The organism is Bacillus cereus (assembly GCF_015071065.1).
GTDB classification, from domain to species: Bacteria; Bacillota; Bacilli; order Bacillales; family Bacillaceae_G; genus Bacillus_A; species Bacillus_A cereus_BA.
Genome location: NZ_VOVA01000009.1, coordinates 109,249 through 125,843, shown reverse-complemented (window position 1 = coordinate 125,843; position 16,595 = coordinate 109,249). Strand labels below are relative to the sequence as shown.

Below are 16,595 nucleotides of genomic sequence, written 5' to 3'. Positions count from 1 at the left end.
GTTGGTGAGTATGAGCCATTAGCTCAGTTGGTAGAGCATCTGACTTTTAATCAGAGGGTCGAAGGTTCGAATCCTTCATGGCTCACCATTTTATTTTTCGTGGCCCGTTGGTCAAGTGGTTAAGACACCGCCCTTTCACGGCGGTAACACGGGTTCGAATCCCGTACGGGTCATGTTTTTTTTATTTTCATTTTTGGTCCCGTGGTGTAGTGGTTAACATGCCTGCCTGTCACGCAGGAGATCGCCGGTTCGACCCCGGTCGGGACCGCCACTTTTGTTTATACCACCATTAGTGGTTTTATATATAGTTTTGGCTCGGTAGCTCAGTCGGTAGAGCAGAGGACTGAAAATCCTCGTGTCGGCGGTTCGATTCCGTCCCGAGCCACTCTCAGGATATTAAGTGGGCCCACTTAATATCCTTTTTATTTTGTCCAGTTTTACAAAAGTGGGTAGTTATTTTACAATAGAATGAGGAGCCTCTAGCAGTTGAAGCTAGAGGTTTTTCTATAGATCGTATAGGATTCCGTGTAAAAGTGGATGATACATGAGTCTATGAGAATAGAGGAGAAATACTTAGACTAAGATTGTTGTCATATAGGAACATACTATAGAAACACCAATATGTTTGAGGATTATTGATCATATTTTTATAAGGAGGAAATAGACGATGATGGGAAAGAAAATTTTAGTAGTTGATGATGAAAAGCCGATTGCGGATATTTTGAAGTTCAACCTAGAAAAAGAAGGTTTTGAAATTGTAATGGCGCATGATGGTGATGAGGCGATTGAAAAAGCAAATGAAGAACAGCCAGATATGGTTTTATTAGATATTATGTTACCGGGAAAAGACGGTTTAGAGGTATGTCGTGAAATACGTAAAAGCTCAGAAATGCCAATTATTATGCTTACAGCAAAAGACTCTGAAATTGATAAAGTATTAGGGCTTGAGCTTGGGGCGGATGATTATGTAACGAAGCCATTTAGTACGAGGGAGTTACTTGCTCGTGTGAAAGCGAATTTACGTCGCCATCAGCAGGGTGGTGCTGCAGAGAAAGAAGAAAATACTGAAATGGTTATTGGACCAATCGTTATCAATTCGAACGCTTATAGTGTAACGAAGCGTGAAGAAAGCATTGAGCTTACACATCGTGAATTTGAATTACTACATTATTTAGCGAAGCATTTAGGTCAAGTTATGACTCGTGAACATTTATTACAAACAGTTTGGGGTTATGATTATTTTGGAGATGTGCGTACAGTAGACGTAACAGTACGTCGTTTACGCGAAAAAGTTGAAGATAATCCAAGTCATCCTACTTTAATTGTAACTAGACGTGGGGTAGGGTATTACTTGCGTGACCCAGAACAGGAATAGTATATGAAGAAAGTTGGCTTTTTTCAATCTATTCATTTGAAATTTGTGCTCATATATATGCTGTTAATATTAATAGCAATGCAAGTAATTGGTGTATATTTCGTCAGGGAATTAGAAAAAAGCCTTGTAAAAGGCTTTCAAGATTCCTTAACGCAGCAAACAAATCTACTTTCTTATAACCTGAAGCAAGAGTTTGTAAAAGAACGTCCTAAAGGAGAATCAGTAGATAAAGCTATTAATGATTCAATTCAAAAATTCGCATCAGATCGTAAGAAAGATATTCAAGAAGTAAGTGTAATTGATTCTACTAAAAAATTAATGGCAATTTCAGACGCGTCTAAGCAAAATAAGGTAGGAAGAACGTCAGCAGATACAGCTGTACAACGGGTAATGGTACAAAAGAAACCAGAGTCAAAGATTGAGAAAGATGGAAATACAGGTCATCGAGTTCAAGTTATGATTACCCCTATTCTAAAAGAGCCAGGCGGAGAGGTACTTGGTGTCATTCATATCGTTGCATCTATGGAAGATGTGTATAAACAAATGAAGGACATCAACCAAATTTTCGCAACGGGGACAGTAATTGCTTTATTAGTAACAGCTGTACTTGGAATTTTATTGGCTCAAACAATTACGAGACCAATTTCAGATATGCGAAGACAAGCAATTGAAATGGCGAAAGGAAATTATTCGCGAAAAGTAAAGGTGCATAGTCACGATGAGATTGGACAATTAGCATTATCTTTTAACAATTTATCTAAAAAATTACAACAAGCTCGTTCCTCCACAGAAAGTGAAAGACGAAAATTATCATCCGTTTTATCACATATGACAGATGGAGTAATTGCTACTGATCGAAAAGGGGATATCATTTTATTAAATGATCCTGCGGAAAAGATGTTAAATGTTTCGCGTGAAACGGCGCTAGATCAATCTGTGTTAGAAGTGCTAGGAATACAAGAAGAATTTACACTGGATCATTTATATGAAGAGCCTGATTCAGTTTTATTAGATTTTAGTACGAGAAATGAACCATATATTTTACGTGCTAGTTTCTCTGTTATTCAAAAAGAAACAGGGAAGGCAAATGGTTTAATTGCTGTATTATATGATGTAACAGAGCAGGAGCGGATAGAACAAGAGCGCCGTGAGTTTGTTGCGAACGTATCTCATGAGTTAAGAACGCCGTTAACAACGATGCGCAGTTACTTAGAAGCACTTACTGATGGAGCATGGCAAGATCCCAATATTGCACCGCAATTTTTAACGGTTACACAAGAGGAAACGGAAAGAATGATCAGGCTTGTAAATGCATTGTTACAACTATCTAAACTAGATAGTACAGAACATCGCTTAATGAAGGAATGGGTCGACTTTACTGATTTCTTTAATAACGTTATCGATCGTTTTGAAATGTCTAAAGAGCAAAATGTAAGCTTCAAACGATCTTTCTCTAAAAAATCTCGATTTATTGATATGGATACAGACAAAATTACACAAGTTTTATATAACATTATTTCCAATGCACTAAAATATTCGCCAGAAGGTGGTACAGTAACATATCGCCTACGTGACCGCGGAGAGTTATTAGAGATTAGTGTGAGTGATCAAGGAATGGGAATTCCGAAAGAAAATGTAGATAAAATATTTGAACGTTTTTATCGTGTAGATAAAGCGCGTTCGAGACAAATGGGTGGTACAGGTCTTGGGTTAGCTATTGCGAAAGAAATGATTGAGGCACATGGCGGCTCGGTTTGGGCGAAAAGTGAGGAAGGAAAAGGGACAACTATTTATTTCACATTGCCAATGGCGACAGATGAAGAGGACGATTGGGAATGAGTATGGAAAACTTTAAAACGATAGTTCTAATTAATTTGGTTGTCATTAGTCTATTTCTTACTTTTAACTTGTGGACATATGTTCCTGATTCTACTTCTATGCAAAATACAAAGTTCGTTCAAGGTAACGAAGAGATAAATCCGATAAAGATTTCGGAGGTTGTTCGCCCATCCTCTGTCGTTATTCATAAAGAGAAAAATCATTATGTAAGCGAAAAGAAGGAAAATGTGGATTCGATCTATAAAATTCTTGAAAACGGAGAATTACATAATTTCGAGGAAATAACGGGGACAGTCCCTAAAGGTGATTTTCTGTCTTATGTACACGGAGAAGAAAAAATTGAATTTGTTTTTCCTACAAATATCCCGTTAGATACGATTAAAAATATGTTTAATATTAAAGATAAAAACATAGAAAGTAACAGAAGTTTTAATCGTATTATAATTGATCCTTCTAGAAGTAAGGACCAAGAAATTAAAGTTAGCTTTGTTTCCTATGATACTCCTCATAAAATATATCAAGCAACATTGAGTGGTGCTTATATAAAGGATATTATAAATGCTCAAAATCAACTTATAACAGTAGCAAGACCATATTTTGAGTATCAAATAAATGATACAAAAAAACTTTTTTTACCAGAGGGGATTACGGAATTAAGTAAGGCAGAGTATATTACAGCTAAACTAGAAGTGGATCCATTTAAAAATGCTTTATTTAGTGATCCGCGTTATTTAAGTCCTATTTCTGAGAAAACAAAGGAAACATTTACGGATGGCATCCGTTCTATGGAAATTGATAAGTCGGATGCAATGTTGAAATATAAAAATTCCGCTGTACATGGTGATAAAACCACGGATAATGCGGTAGTTTTACAAAAAAGTTTTGACTTTGTAAGCGGGCATAGTGGATCCTTGAAGTCCTATCGTTTTGATTATATTAATGAGAGGAAAACTTCATTCCGTTTATATGAGGATGGTTTGCCTGTATTTAATGCAAATGGAATAGCGGAATTAAAACAAGTATGGGGTTCAGGTGAAATTATGCAGTATGAAAGACCCTTTTTTGAGTTCAGTATTACTTTGCCTAGTAAACAACAAACAACTTCTCTTGCATCAGGACGTACAGTGATGGCATCACTAGAGGATAATCCGGAAATTGATAAAAAGTCAATTCAGGATGTTGGTATTGGTTATAAAATGTCATTGGAACCTTCCATCAGTGAGGTGAGAATCGCTGTCTTACAGCCGATATGGTATGTAAAATGTGAAGAAGATGGTAAGCAACAAATATATGAGTGGAGTGAGGGGGGACTAAATGGATTGGGATCGAATTAAAACCATATTTATTGTGACCTTTTTTGTTTTAGACCTCTTTCTTATCTTTCAGTTCATTCAAAAGCAAGATAGTAATCAATTAGAACTTGTGACGGAAACGAAAATCGATCAACAATTAAAAGCTGAAAAAATTACTATGGGCAATTTTCCAAAAGAACCGAAAAAAGAGTCATTTATAATGGCGAAAAATAAGGGTTTCAAAGAAGAAGATGTGCAATCTTTAAAAAATCAGACGGCGCATGTGCAAGACGAATATCAAATAGAGAGTAAATTAAAAGAGCCTTTTTTAAATACAAAATCATCGTCAAAAGATAAGTATAATGATTTTTTGAAAAATTATGTGCTGGATGGACAAAAATATGAGTTTGGAGCAATAAAGGACTCAAAAATTTACTTCTTTCAAAAGTATAAAGATAAACCAATCTTCTACAATAATCGTGCGATGATTGTTGTAGATTTAAATGAAAAAAATGAGCTCATTTCCTATACACAAACAATGTTAACGGATTTGAAGGAAATGGGCGAAAGCGAAAAGACGAAAGAACAAGAAATTATTACTGCTCAAACAGCTTTAGAAAATATATATTTGAAAAATAAAATTGCAGAAAATACGCACGTGAAAGAGGCGCAGATTGGATATGCGACTCTTGCGGAGTCTTCTTCTAATATACAAGTGCTTGCTCCAACATGGAACTTAAAGACAGAACAGAAAAAGGATTTTTTTGTGAATGCAATTGAAGGACAAGTTATGGAATTAGGGGAAACTCAAGTGCCGGAAGAACATAATGGAGTGAGAAAGAATGAGTATGCACTTTAGTGTACTTGCAAGCGGAAGTACAGGGAATATGCTATATGTAGGAACAGATGAAAAAAAACTGCTCGTCGATGCAGGTTTAAGTGGTAAAGCGACAGAGGCTTTATTTAAACAAGCTGAACTGAATATAAATGACATATCAGGTATTCTTGTAACACATGAGCATAGTGACCACATTAAAGGATTAGGTGTATTGGCACGTAAATATGATTTACCTGTTTATGCGAACGAGAAAACATGGAATGCAATGGAACATTTAATAGGTAATATCCCAACTGATCAAAAATTCATTTTCTCAGTAGGAGACGTGAAAACATTTGGGGATATTGAAGTTGAATCATTTGGTGTTTCTCATGATGCGGCGGAACCGATGTTTTATGCTTTTCATAACAATGATAGGAAGTTAGCTCTTATTACAGATACGGGATACGTAAGTGACCGTATGAAAGGCGTTATTAAAGGGGCAAATGCTTTCGTGTTTGAAAGTAATCATGATGTGGAAATGCTTCGTATGGGACGTTACCCATGGAGCATTAAGCGACGTATTTTAAGCGACGTTGGCCACGTTTGTAATGAGGATGCTGCATTAGCGATGGCTGATGTTATTACAGACGAGACAAAACACATTTATTTAGCGCATTTAAGCTTAGATAATAACATGAAAGAATTAGCGCGTATGTCTGTATCACAAGTATTAGAGGAAAAAGGTTTTGGGGTTGGAGAATCTTTTGAAATACATGATACAGATCCAAAAATGCCTACGAAAATTCAATACGTATAATTCTTCATTTTAGTAAACAATAAAGGTGAATATAGTTGTTTTCAGGAAGATAGGTGAACAAATATGTCCTTTATTGATGAAGAAAAATATCGTATTAAACGTGCAGGGAAAAAGAAACATAAAGGTATTGTCATTTCTAGCATAGCGGGGACAATTGTAGGGGCTTCATTATTTGCATTTGGGGCTCCTTTATTTTCAAATTATGAAGGTAAGCTTCCGCAAGCTGAAGCAAGTGAAAAAAATATGGCTGAAGCTCAAAGTGGAAATGTTCCTGTTAAACAGATTAGCTTTGTAGACGCTGTTGATCGTGCTTCAGAGGCTGTTGTTGGTGTTATTAACATTCAACGAGATGATTTTTCAGAGGCTGATTCGGAAGCTGGTACAGGCTCTGGTGTGATTTATAAGAAAACAGATGGACATGCGTATATTGTAACGAATAACCACGTTGTTGCTGGGGCGAATCGTATTGAAGTGAGCTTAAGTGACGGTAAGAAAATTCCAGGTAAAGTATTAGGAACCGATGTAGTCACGGACTTAGCGGTACTAGAAATAGATGCGAAGCATGTGAAGAAAGTGATTGAAATTGGCGACTCTAATACCGTTCGTAGAGGAGAACCAGTTATTGCGATTGGAAATCCACTTGGGTTACAATTTTCCGGAACTGTCACACAAGGTATTATTTCGGCTAATGAGCGTATTGTTCCTGTAGATTTAAATCAAGATGGACATTACGATTGGCAAGTAGAAGTATTGCAAACAGATGCGGCAATTAATCCAGGCAATAGTGGTGGAGCGCTTGTAAATGTAGCGGGACAATTAATAGGTATTAACTCAATGAAAATTGCAGCAAAAGAAGTAGAAGGAATTGGACTAGCTATTCCAGTTACGAGAGCTGTTCCTATTATGAATGAACTAGAAAAGTACGGTAAAGTAAAAAGACCTTATGTTGGGATTGAACTAAGATCATTAAATGAGATTCCAAGTTACTATTGGTCAAAAACGTTACACTTACCAGATAACGTAACAGAAGGAGTCTGCATTTTAGATGTGAAAAGTCCTTCGCCAGGTACGGATGCGGGTCTTAGAGAACATGATGTTATTGTGGCGGTAGATGGAAAAGCGGTGCACGATATTATTGGGTTCCGCACGGCCTTATATAATAAAAAAATTAATGATAAAATGACTCTTACGTTTTATCGTGGTACAAAACGAGCGACAACAACGGTGAAATTAGGCATTCAAAAGTATTAAAAACAGGAGGGCATACCTCCTGTTTTCTATTGTAGAAAAGTGAGGTGAAGAATATGAATTTACCTTGTTGTTTAGAACATGTTGAATTAGCATTAGATATCATTGTGGATGAGTGTGAAGTCGCACCGGTTATTAACAATGTGGATAACTCTGAAGAAGAGAAAAAAACATGTGAATTTTGTCAAAATGAGGCGACATATGTTGTATCGAACACAGATTCTCACACAATATGTGGGTAACGTTTGTGGATATGTGGATAAGTCCTGTGGATAACGTGTTTGTAAGGTGGGGAATAGATGTGAATATCTCGATTATTTCAATCGGAAAATTAAAAGAAAAATACTTAAAACAAGGTATAGCAGAATACTTAAAACGATTATCTTCTTACGCAAAAGTAGAAGTAATTGAATTACCAGATGAAAAGGCACCAGAAAATTTAAGTGCAGCAGAAATGTTAATTGTAAAAGAAAAAGAAGGCATACGTATACTGGATAAAATTTCTGATGATACGCACGTCATTGCGTTAGCAATAGAAGGAAAACAAAAATCATCAGAAGAATTTGCAGCAAGTATAGATCGCCTTGCTACATATGGAAAGAGCAAAATCACATTTGTAATTGGTGGATCACTGGGGCTTAGTTCTGAAGTAATGAAGCGTTCAAACGAATCTCTTTCTTTCTCAAAGATGACATTACCACATCAATTAATGCGTCTAGTATTGCTTGAGCAAGTGTATAGAGCGTTTCGTATTAATCGCGGTGAACCATATCATAAATAAATTTTTCATTTGTAAGAGTAAAAAAGACCATTGGACAAAAATCACCGATGGTCTTTTAAACATTAATAGATGGTGTGTAGATGTCCTAAAATAAGTATGTTTCTATTTCTAAAAAAATATGCTGTAATATGAAGAGGAAAAAGTATAAGTAGTCAGAGAAGTGAGGAATTAAAGGTGAAGAAGTTTAAGAAGTTTTACTTGGAGATTACGAGTGTATGTAATCTTGCGTGCAGCTTTTGTCCGCCGACGGAAAGGCAGAAGCAATTCATTTCTGTGGAGGATTTTGCTAAAAGATTAGACCAAATTAAACCTCACACAGACTACATTTATTTGCACGTGAAGGGTGAGCCGTTGCTCCATCCGAAAATAGATCAACTATTAGATTTAAGCCATGAAAAAGGGTTTAAAGTTAATATTACAACGAACGGAACGTTAATTAATAAGAGAAGGCATAGACTATTAAATAAGCCTGCGCTAAGACAAATGAATTTTTCACTGCACAGTTTTGATGGACACCCAGGCTCGCAAGATAAAGAGGGCTATGTAAGGAGTATACTTTCCTTCATTAGAGAGGCGACAAGTCAATCGGATTTAATCGTTTCGCTAAGGTTATGGAATTTAACTCAGGATAATAAAACAAATGCTGAAATTCAGAAAAATAGAGATTTATTATCTATAATTGAAAATGAATTTGACTTGTCTTATCAAATTGAAGAGAAGCTTACACCAGGAAAAGGCATAAAAATTGCGGAACGTGTCTTTATTAATCAAGATTATGAATTCCAGTGGCCGGCATTACATGAAGAAGAGGATGATGGAAAAGGTTTCTGTCATGGACTTCGTAATCAGGCAGGTATTTTAGCGAACGGAACTGTTATTCCTTGTTGTTTAGATGGTGAAGGGATTATCAACCTTGGAAATATTAATAATGATTCATTCTCTAATATTATTGAAGGCGAAAGAGCGAACAATATTGTAGATGGATTTTCAAAAAGGGTTGCAGTAGAAGAACTATGTAGAAAGTGCGGATATCGCAAAAGATTTGGAAAGTAAATATAGAGTAAGCCCTCATAAAGCGAGGGCTTATTTTTATTCTTGATAAGAACGCTCTAATTCATCAATTAAGGAACCGACGTAAGAAACAGCTTTACGGATTGCATCTGGTTTGGACATATCTACTCCAGCGTGTTTCATTAATTCGAGTGGTTTCATCGTACCGCCTGCGCGGAGTACGTTAAGCCAGCGATCAACAGCAGGCTGTCCCTCTTCCTTAATCATTTGGGCTACAGCGGTAGATGCAGTTAGGCCTGCTGAATATGTGTAAGAATATAAGCCCATATAATAGTGAGGTTGACGCATCCATGTTAAACCGGCGCCTTCATCAATTTCTACGGAATCTCCCCAGAATGTCGAAAGGACCTTTGTTTTTATTTCAGTTAAAGTTGTAGCTGTGAGTGCTTGCCCTTCTTCTGCTAGGGTATATACTCTTCTTTGATATTCTCCCTCAAGTAGATGGGTAACGAAGTTGTGGTAATATGTGCCGAGTAGTTGCAGAATAACCCATCTGCGCATTCTCTTATCTTCAGTAGTCGCTAGTAAATGCTGGGCTAATAGTAATTCATTCATCGTTGATGGTGCTTCAACAAAGTACATAGATGGACGTACGTTCATAATACGCTGGTTTTTATTTGCTAAATAAAAATGACCAGCATGTCCAAATTCGTGAGCTAATGTGAAACATCCACGCATCGTATTTTGCCATGTAATTAAAATGTAAGGATGGGAACCATATGGGCTAGAGCAGAAAGCACCTGTTGATTTTCCGATATTATCTGCAAGGTCTACCCATCTTTCCTTAAAGCCTGTTTCGATAATCGTATTATATTCAGGTCCTAATACTTTTAAAGATTCTTGAATTAATTTACCAGCTTCCTCGTATGTGATGGTTGGATTAAATTCAGGATCTAAAGGTGCGTGTAAGTCACAGAAAAGCATTTGATCAAGCTCTAATACTTTCTTTTTTAAATCTGCAAAACGGCGCATATGAGGTGCTAATTCGTTATAAATAATATCTAGTTGATTGTTATACATTTCAAGTGGAACTTTTTGAGGTTCTAAAAGCATATGGGTAACGGACTCGTACTTGCGTAAACGAGAAATCGTCACTTGTTTTTTTACTTCAGTAGCATATGTAGTTGCAACTGTATTTTTATATCGTTTCAATGTGGAAACGAATGATGAATATGCTTTTCTACGTATGTATGCGCTTGGAGAAAATTCATATTTACTTTCAAATAATGCAAATGACACAGGCAAATCATTTCCCTGTTCATCTTGTATAGGAGGGAAATCCATATCGGCTAATTTAGTCATGCCGTAAATTTTGTAGGGGGAACTATGAACTTCGCCGAGTGCAGCAAGAGCTTCTTCTGTTTCAGGTGAGAGAGTGTGCTGCCTCTTTTTAAGTACTTCTAGTAACGATTTACGGAACGGCTCAAGTTTTGTTTCCTCAGTTAAATATTTTTCAATCGTTCCTTTTTCAAATGAGAGAATTTCGTTATGAATAAAGGATAGTGCAGTATGTAATTTCGTTCCTAGAGCAGAAATTTTGGAGGAGTTCGCTTGAATAACTGGATCTGTACGATCAGCGGATTCCTTTAAATTTGCATAGGAGCTCAGTTTTGTTAACCTCATTAAAAGTCCTTCTTCTAAAAGTAGGCAATTTAATAAAGTAGTGGGATTAGTATGTAAGTATCCTTTAAATGCATCGAGTTTTTGTATATCATTTTCCAATACGTTTAATGCAGTGTGCCATTCGGCATCTGACTTGTACAAATCAGAAAGGTCCCACGTTAGCTCCGTAGGAATTTCTGTGCGAGTAAGGCGTTTCTCAATTACATTTTCCATTGATTATATCCCCCTTATTTTAAGTATCTAAAAATATGATACTAGAAAATTCAGTAAAATGAAAATATTTTACATTTTTATACATGAAAAAGAAGGCCAAGCATAAAAAATGCTTGGCCTTCGAGTTAAATTTAAGAATTAATATACTTTATCGCCGTTGAAAATAGAGTTTTTCACGACTACATAATCTACAGTACGAATTGAGTCTAATTTTGTTCCACCAGCGTAAGAGATAGAAGATTGAAGATCTTGTTCCATTTCGATTAAAGTGTCTTCTAAAGAACCTTTATGCTCAACGAACATTTTCTTACCCTCAACGTTTTTCTTCTCACCTTTTTGGAATTCAGAAGCTGAGCCGAAGTACTCTTTATAAAGTTTGCCATCTTTTTCGATTGTTTCTCCTGGCGACTCTTCATGACCAGCGAATAGAGAACCGACCATAACCATAGTTGCTCCAAATCGAATTGATTTAGCTACGTCGCCATGTGTACGAATACCACCATCAGCGATAATTGGCTTACTTGCAGCTTTTGCACACCAGCGAAGTGCAGCTAACTGCCAACCACCAGTTCCAAAGCCTGTTTTGATTTTAGTAATACAAACTTTACCAGGTCCAATACCAACTTTTGTTGCGTCAGCACCAGCGTGTTCTAATTCTCTTACCGCTTCTGGAGTTCCAACGTTTCCAGCGATAACGAAGCTTTCTGGTAAATGCTTTTTAATATGTTGAATCATGTTGATCACAGCATTAGAGTGACCGTGTGCGATATCGATTGTAATGTATTCAGGTGAAAGTTGCTCAGCAGCTAATTGTTGTACGAATTCGTACTCGTCTTCTTTAACACCAACGCTGATTGAAGCAATTAATCCACGTGATTGCATATCTCTAATGAATGAAATTCGTTTCTCTGGTTGGAAACGATGCATGATGTAGAAGTAATTATTTTCAGCTAAATAAGTTGCGATTCTTTCATCAATAATCGTTTGCATATTTGCAGGTACGACAGGTAATTTAAATTTATGTTTTCCTAAAGTGACAGTTGTATCACACTCAGATCGGCTATTTACAATACATTTTGCAGGAATTAATTGAATATCTTCATAGTCAAATACATTTTCCATCATTTACACCCCTAAAATACGAATATTTTACGTAGTTTACTTAAAAACGTTCGTCCAAATGATAATTTACAGTATTTTTAGTAATAAGTCAAAGGTTTTAATGTTTAATTTTAAAAAATAAAGTTTATTTAACGTTTTTGGATTTATATGGATATAATATATTTTAATGTGTAATTGATTAATGTAGAATTATGTAGGGAGAATAATAGATAAATATATTAATTTAGGAGAGATTGTATGGGACGATTAGTGTATATGGATTGGCTACGTGTATTAGCGACAATTGCGGTCGTTACAATTCACGTTGCTGCTGGTTATGTTTCTACGTTAGATTCAAATAACGTGTCGCGTTGGCTGGCTGGTAATTTTTACGACTCACTTTCGCGTGCTAGTGTACCAATTTTTGTAATGATTAGTGGAGCCCTATTATTAAAGGGAACAAAGGATACTTCTATTGGGGAATTTTTAAAGAAACGTGCAAGTAAAGTGATTATACCTTTTATAGGTTGGAGTGCTATATTTTACATCTATGGGGCTTGCGTAGGATATTTTCCGGCGTCTTTAAAGCAAGGGATAAAGTACTTTTTAACAAATAGTATCGGGTTACATCTATGGTTCTTATATATGATTGTAGGAATATATTTAATCGCACCTTTACTGAAAGTATTTGTGAAAAATGCTAAGAAGAGAGAGATAGAATATTTTTTAATTTTATGGCTATATGCATCTGTAATAGTTAAACTAGTAAACTATTATTATCCTATCAACTTTAATATTGAATTATTTTATGTTACAAATTATGTAGGATATTTTCTACTTGGTTATTACTTATCAAATTATGATATTGCGAAAAAATGGCGTAATATTTCCTATATTGGGGGAGTTGTAGGATGTATTGGTACATTCTTTATTACATACCATTATACATTGAAAGCAAATGGACAGCTGGATCAATATTGGTATGAATATTTTGCGCCAGGTGTTGTACTTATGGCAATTGGGTTATTTGTCTTTTTCAGATATGCTTTCCAAAATTCAGAAAGACAATTGCCATTTTTATTACGTGGTATAAATCAAGCGAGCCTTGGAATTTATATTATTCACTTTTTCTTATTAAATAACTTTTTGTACAAAGTTTTCCCTAAGGTGAATGCACATGTACATGCAATATTAGCAATACCTATTAATGTAATTATTACAATCGTTCTTAGCATGGTAATAACTTTAGTACTGCAAAGAATACCAGTTGTAAAAAGGTTAGTTCCGTAAAGATATTTTGTTATACTTTATAGGTGAGGCAGACTTAATAAATAAGTCTGCTTTTTATTGTTTTATTTCAAAAAAAAGAATATAAAGGGTTATACTTAGGGTAAGATGGTACTTTAGCGAACTACAAATATTGGTTTAATATGTTATCTCAGTATAATTGAACGCAGGGTATAACAAATATAATTATTAAATACAGAATAAAATGAGGTTATTACATGAGTAAAAGAAGTTTTACCGATTATGCATTAAGTAAGGAAATTGTAAGAGCACTTACTGGTTTAGGATATGAACATCCAACGGAAGTGCAAGGAGAGGTTATTCCAGTTGCCTTGCAAAAGAAAGACCTTGTCGTGAAATCACAGACTGGAAGTGGAAAAACCGCTTCATTTGGCATACCACTTTGTGAAATGGTGGAGTGGGAAGAGAATAAGCCACAAGCTTTAGTTTTAACACCGACGAGAGAGCTTGCGGTGCAAGTAAAAGAAGATATTACGAATATAGGCCGCTTCAAAAGAATTAAGGCCGCTGCAGTTTATGGTAAATCTCCATTTGCACGTCAAAAATTAGAGTTAAAGCAAAAGACACATATTGTAGTTGGGACTCCTGGCCGTGTGTTAGATCATATTGAAAAAGGTACTCTTTCTTTAGAGTGTTTGAAGTATTTAGTTATTGATGAAGCAGATGAAATGCTGAATATGGGCTTTATTGATCAAGTAGAGGCAATTATTGACGAATTACCTACAAAACGAATGACAATGCTATTTTCGGCAACACTTCCAAAAGATGTCGAAAAGTTATCTCGTACGTATATGGATTCGCCAACACATATTGAAATTAAGGCTGCCGGGATTACAACAGATAAAATTGAACATACACTTTTTGAGACGAGAGAAGAGGAGAAGCTTTCACTTCTTAAAGATGTAACAACGATTGAGAATCCAGATAGTTGTATTATTTTTTGCCGTACACAAGAAAATGTAGATCACGTATTTAAACAGTTAAACCGCGTTAACTACCCTTGTGACAAAATACATGGTGGTATGGTACAAGAAGATCGTTTTGAAGTTATGGACGATTTTAGAAAAGGAAAGTTCCGTTATTTAGTAGCGACAGACGTAGCTGCTAGAGGAATTGATATTGATAATATTACACATGTTATTAATTATGATATTCCACTAGAAAAAGAAAGTTATGTACATCGTACGGGAAGAACGGGGCGAGCTGGTAATAACGGAAAAGCTATTACATTCATAACGCCGTATGAAAATAGATTTTTAGAAGAGATTGAGGAGTACATCGGCTTTGAAATTCCAAAGGAACTTGCACCTTCAAAAGAAGAAGTTATGAAAGGGAAAGCAGTATTTGAGGAAAAGATACATGCTAAACCAATTATAAAGAAAGATAAAAGTGCAGACTTAAACAAAGGAATTATGAAATTGTACTTTAATGGCGGGAAGAAAAAGAAAATTAGGGCGGTAGATTTCGTCGGTACAATTGCTAAAATTAAAGGTGTTACAGCGGAAGATATAGGTATTATTACAATACAAGACAATGTTTCTTACGTTGAAATATTAAATGGAAAAGGGCCGCTTGTTTTAAAAATCATGAAAAATACAACGATTAAAGGGAAACAATTAAAGGTTCATGAAGCAATTAAGTAAACAAAAAAACTATCCACTCTAACAGGTGGATAGTTTTTTGTTTAAGATTCTTTGAGGTCATCAACTAGTTTCTCTGCTAAACGTCTATACATATTACTCATAGTCACGAAAGATGTTAGTAATAAAAACTTTTCTAGCTTTGGATCTTCTAAGGAAGAAACCTCGTTTACTTCCTTAACACGGTTATTTACGTCTTGTTTAAAACTTTCCACATTGGTTTCAGTAAGAAAAAGATAATCTTTATATAGAGTATTTAATTCGAATGTATCATCGTTTATTAATGGTGCATTTATATTTTCTAAGGAGCTTTTTATATCATTAATGGAAAGGGCTCCTTTTAATTGATAAATTAAGCTGATTAAAATCATATGCTCTTTTGAATACTTTTTATTTTTGATAGGGATGAATAATTTCCCTTTTGCGTAATTGTTAATCATTGTTTTTGTTAATACTTTTTCGTTATCAGTTCTCGTTGTATCCGCATAAGTATTCTCAAATAGTTGAACAACTTGGTCTACATATAAGTCGACATTTGGGATATCCTCAAGTTTAATACTTTTTTCTAAATGTAATGATTCAAGTAATTTATTTATATTTTCCACGTAGAACCCCTCACTTTTATAACTTAGTGGAACTTAATGTTTAGTATATCTTTAAATATGGTATTACGAAACAAATGAATTGTAAATGTTGACCCGTACGAATAATATGTATATAATTACATGTAGTTATCAAAACTACATGTAATTATATGAGGGGTGTTTATATGAATGCTTATGTAAGAGAACCGGTTAATGCATTTACTCACTTAGGAGGAGCTGTATTATCATTTATTGCATTATTAGCTATGCTTGTGAAAGTTTCTGTTAAGATACCATCTTTTGCTGCAATTACAGCTGTTATTTTATTTGGTATCGGGATGATGGTCCTTTATATGGCGTCAGCTGTGTATCATAGTGTTGTAGCCAGTGAACGTGTTATTTATTTCTTTAGGAAGCTAGATCATTCTATGATTTTTATATTAATTGCAGGTACATATGCACCCTTTTGCTTAATTACATTAAATTCGGCAAATGGTTTACTATTATTTTGTTTAGTTTATGCAACTGCGATTTGTGGTATTGTTTTTAAAATGTTTTGGTTTAATTGTCCAAGATGGTTATCGACAGCAATTTATCTTCTGATGGGTTGGTTAATTGTTCTATTCTTTGCACCGCTAGCTGAGAATTTAAGTACAGGAGGTATCATTTTCTTAGTACTTGGAGGTATTTTTTATACAATTGGTGGGTTTATTTACGGTGCGAAGCCAAAATGGTTGGAGTTTAAATATATGGGACACCATGAAATTTTTCATGTTTTTGTATTGTTAGGTAGTCTTGCGCATTTTCTAAGTGTATATTGTTACGTAATTTGATCAAAAAACGCCACGCGATGTCTGTTATGTGGCGTTTTTTTATTACCTGA

15 protein-coding genes and 4 tRNA genes are annotated in these 16,595 nt (G+C 35.2%); 16 read left to right on the top strand and 3 right to left on the bottom strand.

Annotated features, from left to right (window positions below):
* Positions 1-12: 12 nt before the first annotated feature.
* The 13 genes from FT637_RS20505 (at position 13) to FT637_RS20445 (ending at position 9,225) form a co-directional block, all read left to right on the top strand.
* A tRNA-Lys gene (locus FT637_RS20505) sits at positions 13-88 on the top strand.
* Positions 89-101: 13 nt separating this feature from the next.
* Positions 102-173: transfer RNA gene (locus tag FT637_RS20500), tRNA-Glu, on the top strand.
* Between the two features lie 22 nt (positions 174-195).
* Positions 196-271 (top strand) — tRNA-Asp (locus tag FT637_RS20495).
* A 41-nt stretch (positions 272-312) separates the two neighbouring features.
* Positions 313-385: transfer RNA gene (locus tag FT637_RS20490), tRNA-Phe, on the top strand.
* Positions 386-667: 282 nt separating this feature from the next.
* Entirely contained in the window at positions 668-1,375 is a 708-nt protein-coding gene (gene walR, locus FT637_RS20485) for a cell wall metabolism DNA-binding response regulator WalR (protein WP_002089942.1), read from the top strand.
* Positions 1,376-1,378: 3 nt separating this feature from the next.
* The gene (gene walK / locus FT637_RS20480) at positions 1,379-3,214 is read left to right on the top strand and encodes a cell wall metabolism sensor histidine kinase WalK (protein ID WP_193647867.1); all 1,836 of its coding nucleotides are present in this window, start codon (positions 1,379-1,381) and stop codon (positions 3,212-3,214) included.
* Complete coding sequence (locus FT637_RS20475; protein WP_193647866.1) at positions 3,211-4,548, top strand: YycH family regulatory protein; 1,338 nt, start codon at positions 3,211-3,213, stop codon at positions 4,546-4,548. The genes walK and FT637_RS20475 overlap by 4 nt, the downstream gene beginning before the upstream one ends.
* Positions 4,529-5,365 carry a two-component system regulatory protein YycI gene (locus FT637_RS20470; protein WP_193647865.1) on the top strand — a complete coding sequence of 279 codons (837 nt, stop codon included), beginning with the start codon at positions 4,529-4,531 and terminating at the stop codon, positions 5,363-5,365. Before FT637_RS20475 ends, FT637_RS20470 begins: the two co-directional genes overlap by 20 nt.
* Complete coding sequence (locus tag FT637_RS20465) at positions 5,349-6,143, top strand: MBL fold metallo-hydrolase (RefSeq protein WP_193647864.1); 795 nt, start codon at positions 5,349-5,351, stop codon at positions 6,141-6,143. Before FT637_RS20470 ends, FT637_RS20465 begins: the two co-directional genes overlap by 17 nt.
* Before the next feature lie 63 nt (positions 6,144-6,206).
* The gene (locus tag FT637_RS20460) at positions 6,207-7,394 is read left to right on the top strand and encodes a S1C family serine protease (RefSeq protein WP_193647863.1); all 1,188 of its coding nucleotides are present in this window, start codon (positions 6,207-6,209) and stop codon (positions 7,392-7,394) included.
* A 53-nt stretch (positions 7,395-7,447) separates the two neighbouring features.
* Positions 7,448-7,633, top strand: a complete 186-nt coding sequence (locus FT637_RS20455) for a CxxH/CxxC protein (protein WP_001052825.1) — start codon at positions 7,448-7,450, stop codon at positions 7,631-7,633.
* 59 nt (positions 7,634-7,692) lie between these two features.
* Positions 7,693-8,172 (top strand): 23S rRNA (pseudouridine(1915)-N(3))-methyltransferase RlmH, encoded by a 480-nt coding sequence (gene rlmH, locus FT637_RS20450; protein WP_002123590.1) that lies wholly within the window; start codon positions 7,693-7,695, stop codon positions 8,170-8,172.
* Positions 8,173-8,346: 174 nt separating this feature from the next.
* Complete coding sequence (locus FT637_RS20445) at positions 8,347-9,225, top strand: radical SAM/SPASM domain-containing protein (protein ID WP_002016446.1); 879 nt, start codon at positions 8,347-8,349, stop codon at positions 9,223-9,225.
* Positions 9,226-9,261: 36 nt separating this feature from the next.
* On the opposite strand, the gene pepF is transcribed toward FT637_RS20445, so the two are convergent.
* Entirely contained in the window at positions 9,262-11,079 is a 1,818-nt protein-coding gene (pepF, locus tag FT637_RS20440) for an oligoendopeptidase F (protein WP_193647862.1), read from the bottom strand.
* Positions 11,080-11,217: 138 nt separating this feature from the next.
* A complete protein-coding gene (gene guaC / locus FT637_RS20435; RefSeq protein ID WP_193647861.1) occupies positions 11,218-12,201 on the bottom strand; it encodes a GMP reductase in 984 nt (327 codons plus the stop codon).
* Positions 12,202-12,438: 237 nt separating this feature from the next.
* Between guaC and FT637_RS20430 the strand changes: the two genes are divergently transcribed.
* Together FT637_RS20430 and FT637_RS20425 are read left to right on the top strand one after the other, a co-directional pair.
* On the top strand, positions 12,439-13,470 hold the full coding sequence (locus FT637_RS20430) for an acyltransferase (protein WP_193647860.1): 1,032 nt from the start codon (positions 12,439-12,441) through the stop codon (positions 13,468-13,470).
* Positions 13,471-13,685: 215 nt separating this feature from the next.
* Positions 13,686-15,131 (top strand): DEAD/DEAH box helicase, encoded by a 1,446-nt coding sequence (locus FT637_RS20425; RefSeq protein WP_193647859.1) that lies wholly within the window; start codon positions 13,686-13,688, stop codon positions 15,129-15,131.
* A gap of 41 nt (positions 15,132-15,172) precedes the next feature.
* Here FT637_RS20425 and FT637_RS20420 read toward each other — a convergent pair whose 3' ends face one another.
* Entirely contained in the window at positions 15,173-15,733 is a 561-nt protein-coding gene (locus FT637_RS20420; protein ID WP_193647858.1) for a DUF1836 domain-containing protein, read from the bottom strand.
* Positions 15,734-15,897: 164 nt separating this feature from the next.
* Between FT637_RS20420 and trhA the strand changes: the two genes are divergently transcribed.
* On the top strand, positions 15,898-16,545 hold the full coding sequence (gene trhA, locus FT637_RS20415) for a PAQR family membrane homeostasis protein TrhA (protein ID WP_193647857.1): 648 nt from the start codon (positions 15,898-15,900) through the stop codon (positions 16,543-16,545).
* Positions 16,546-16,595: the final 50 nt, after the last annotated feature.

What these genes read in the sequence shown, in the direction of transcription:
- walR (WP_002089942.1), top strand. Translation starts at nt 668, where the DNA reads ATGATGGGAAAGAAAATTTTAGTAGTTGATGATGAAAAGCCGATTGCG.
- walK (WP_193647867.1), top strand. Translation starts at nt 1,379, where the DNA reads ATGAAGAAAGTTGGCTTTTTTCAATCTATTCATTTGAAATTTGTGCTC.
- FT637_RS20475 (WP_193647866.1), top strand. Translation starts at nt 3,211, where the DNA reads ATGAGTATGGAAAACTTTAAAACGATAGTTCTAATTAATTTGGTTGTC.
- FT637_RS20470 (WP_193647865.1), top strand. Translation starts at nt 4,529, where the DNA reads ATGGATTGGGATCGAATTAAAACCATATTTATTGTGACCTTTTTTGTT.
- FT637_RS20465 (WP_193647864.1), top strand. Translation starts at nt 5,349, where the DNA reads ATGAGTATGCACTTTAGTGTACTTGCAAGCGGAAGTACAGGGAATATG.
- FT637_RS20460 (WP_193647863.1), top strand. Translation starts at nt 6,207, where the DNA reads ATGTCCTTTATTGATGAAGAAAAATATCGTATTAAACGTGCAGGGAAA.
- FT637_RS20455 (WP_001052825.1), top strand. Translation starts at nt 7,448, where the DNA reads ATGAATTTACCTTGTTGTTTAGAACATGTTGAATTAGCATTAGATATC.
- pepF (WP_193647862.1), bottom strand. Translation starts at nt 11,079, where the DNA reads ATGGAAAATGTAATTGAGAAACGCCTTACTCGCACAGAAATTCCTACG.
- guaC (WP_193647861.1), bottom strand. Translation starts at nt 12,201, where the DNA reads ATGGAAAATGTATTTGACTATGAAGATATTCAATTAATTCCTGCAAAA.
- FT637_RS20430 (WP_193647860.1), top strand. Translation starts at nt 12,439, where the DNA reads ATGGGACGATTAGTGTATATGGATTGGCTACGTGTATTAGCGACAATT.
- FT637_RS20425 (WP_193647859.1), top strand. Translation starts at nt 13,686, where the DNA reads ATGAGTAAAAGAAGTTTTACCGATTATGCATTAAGTAAGGAAATTGTA.
- trhA (WP_193647857.1), top strand. Translation starts at nt 15,898, where the DNA reads ATGAATGCTTATGTAAGAGAACCGGTTAATGCATTTACTCACTTAGGA.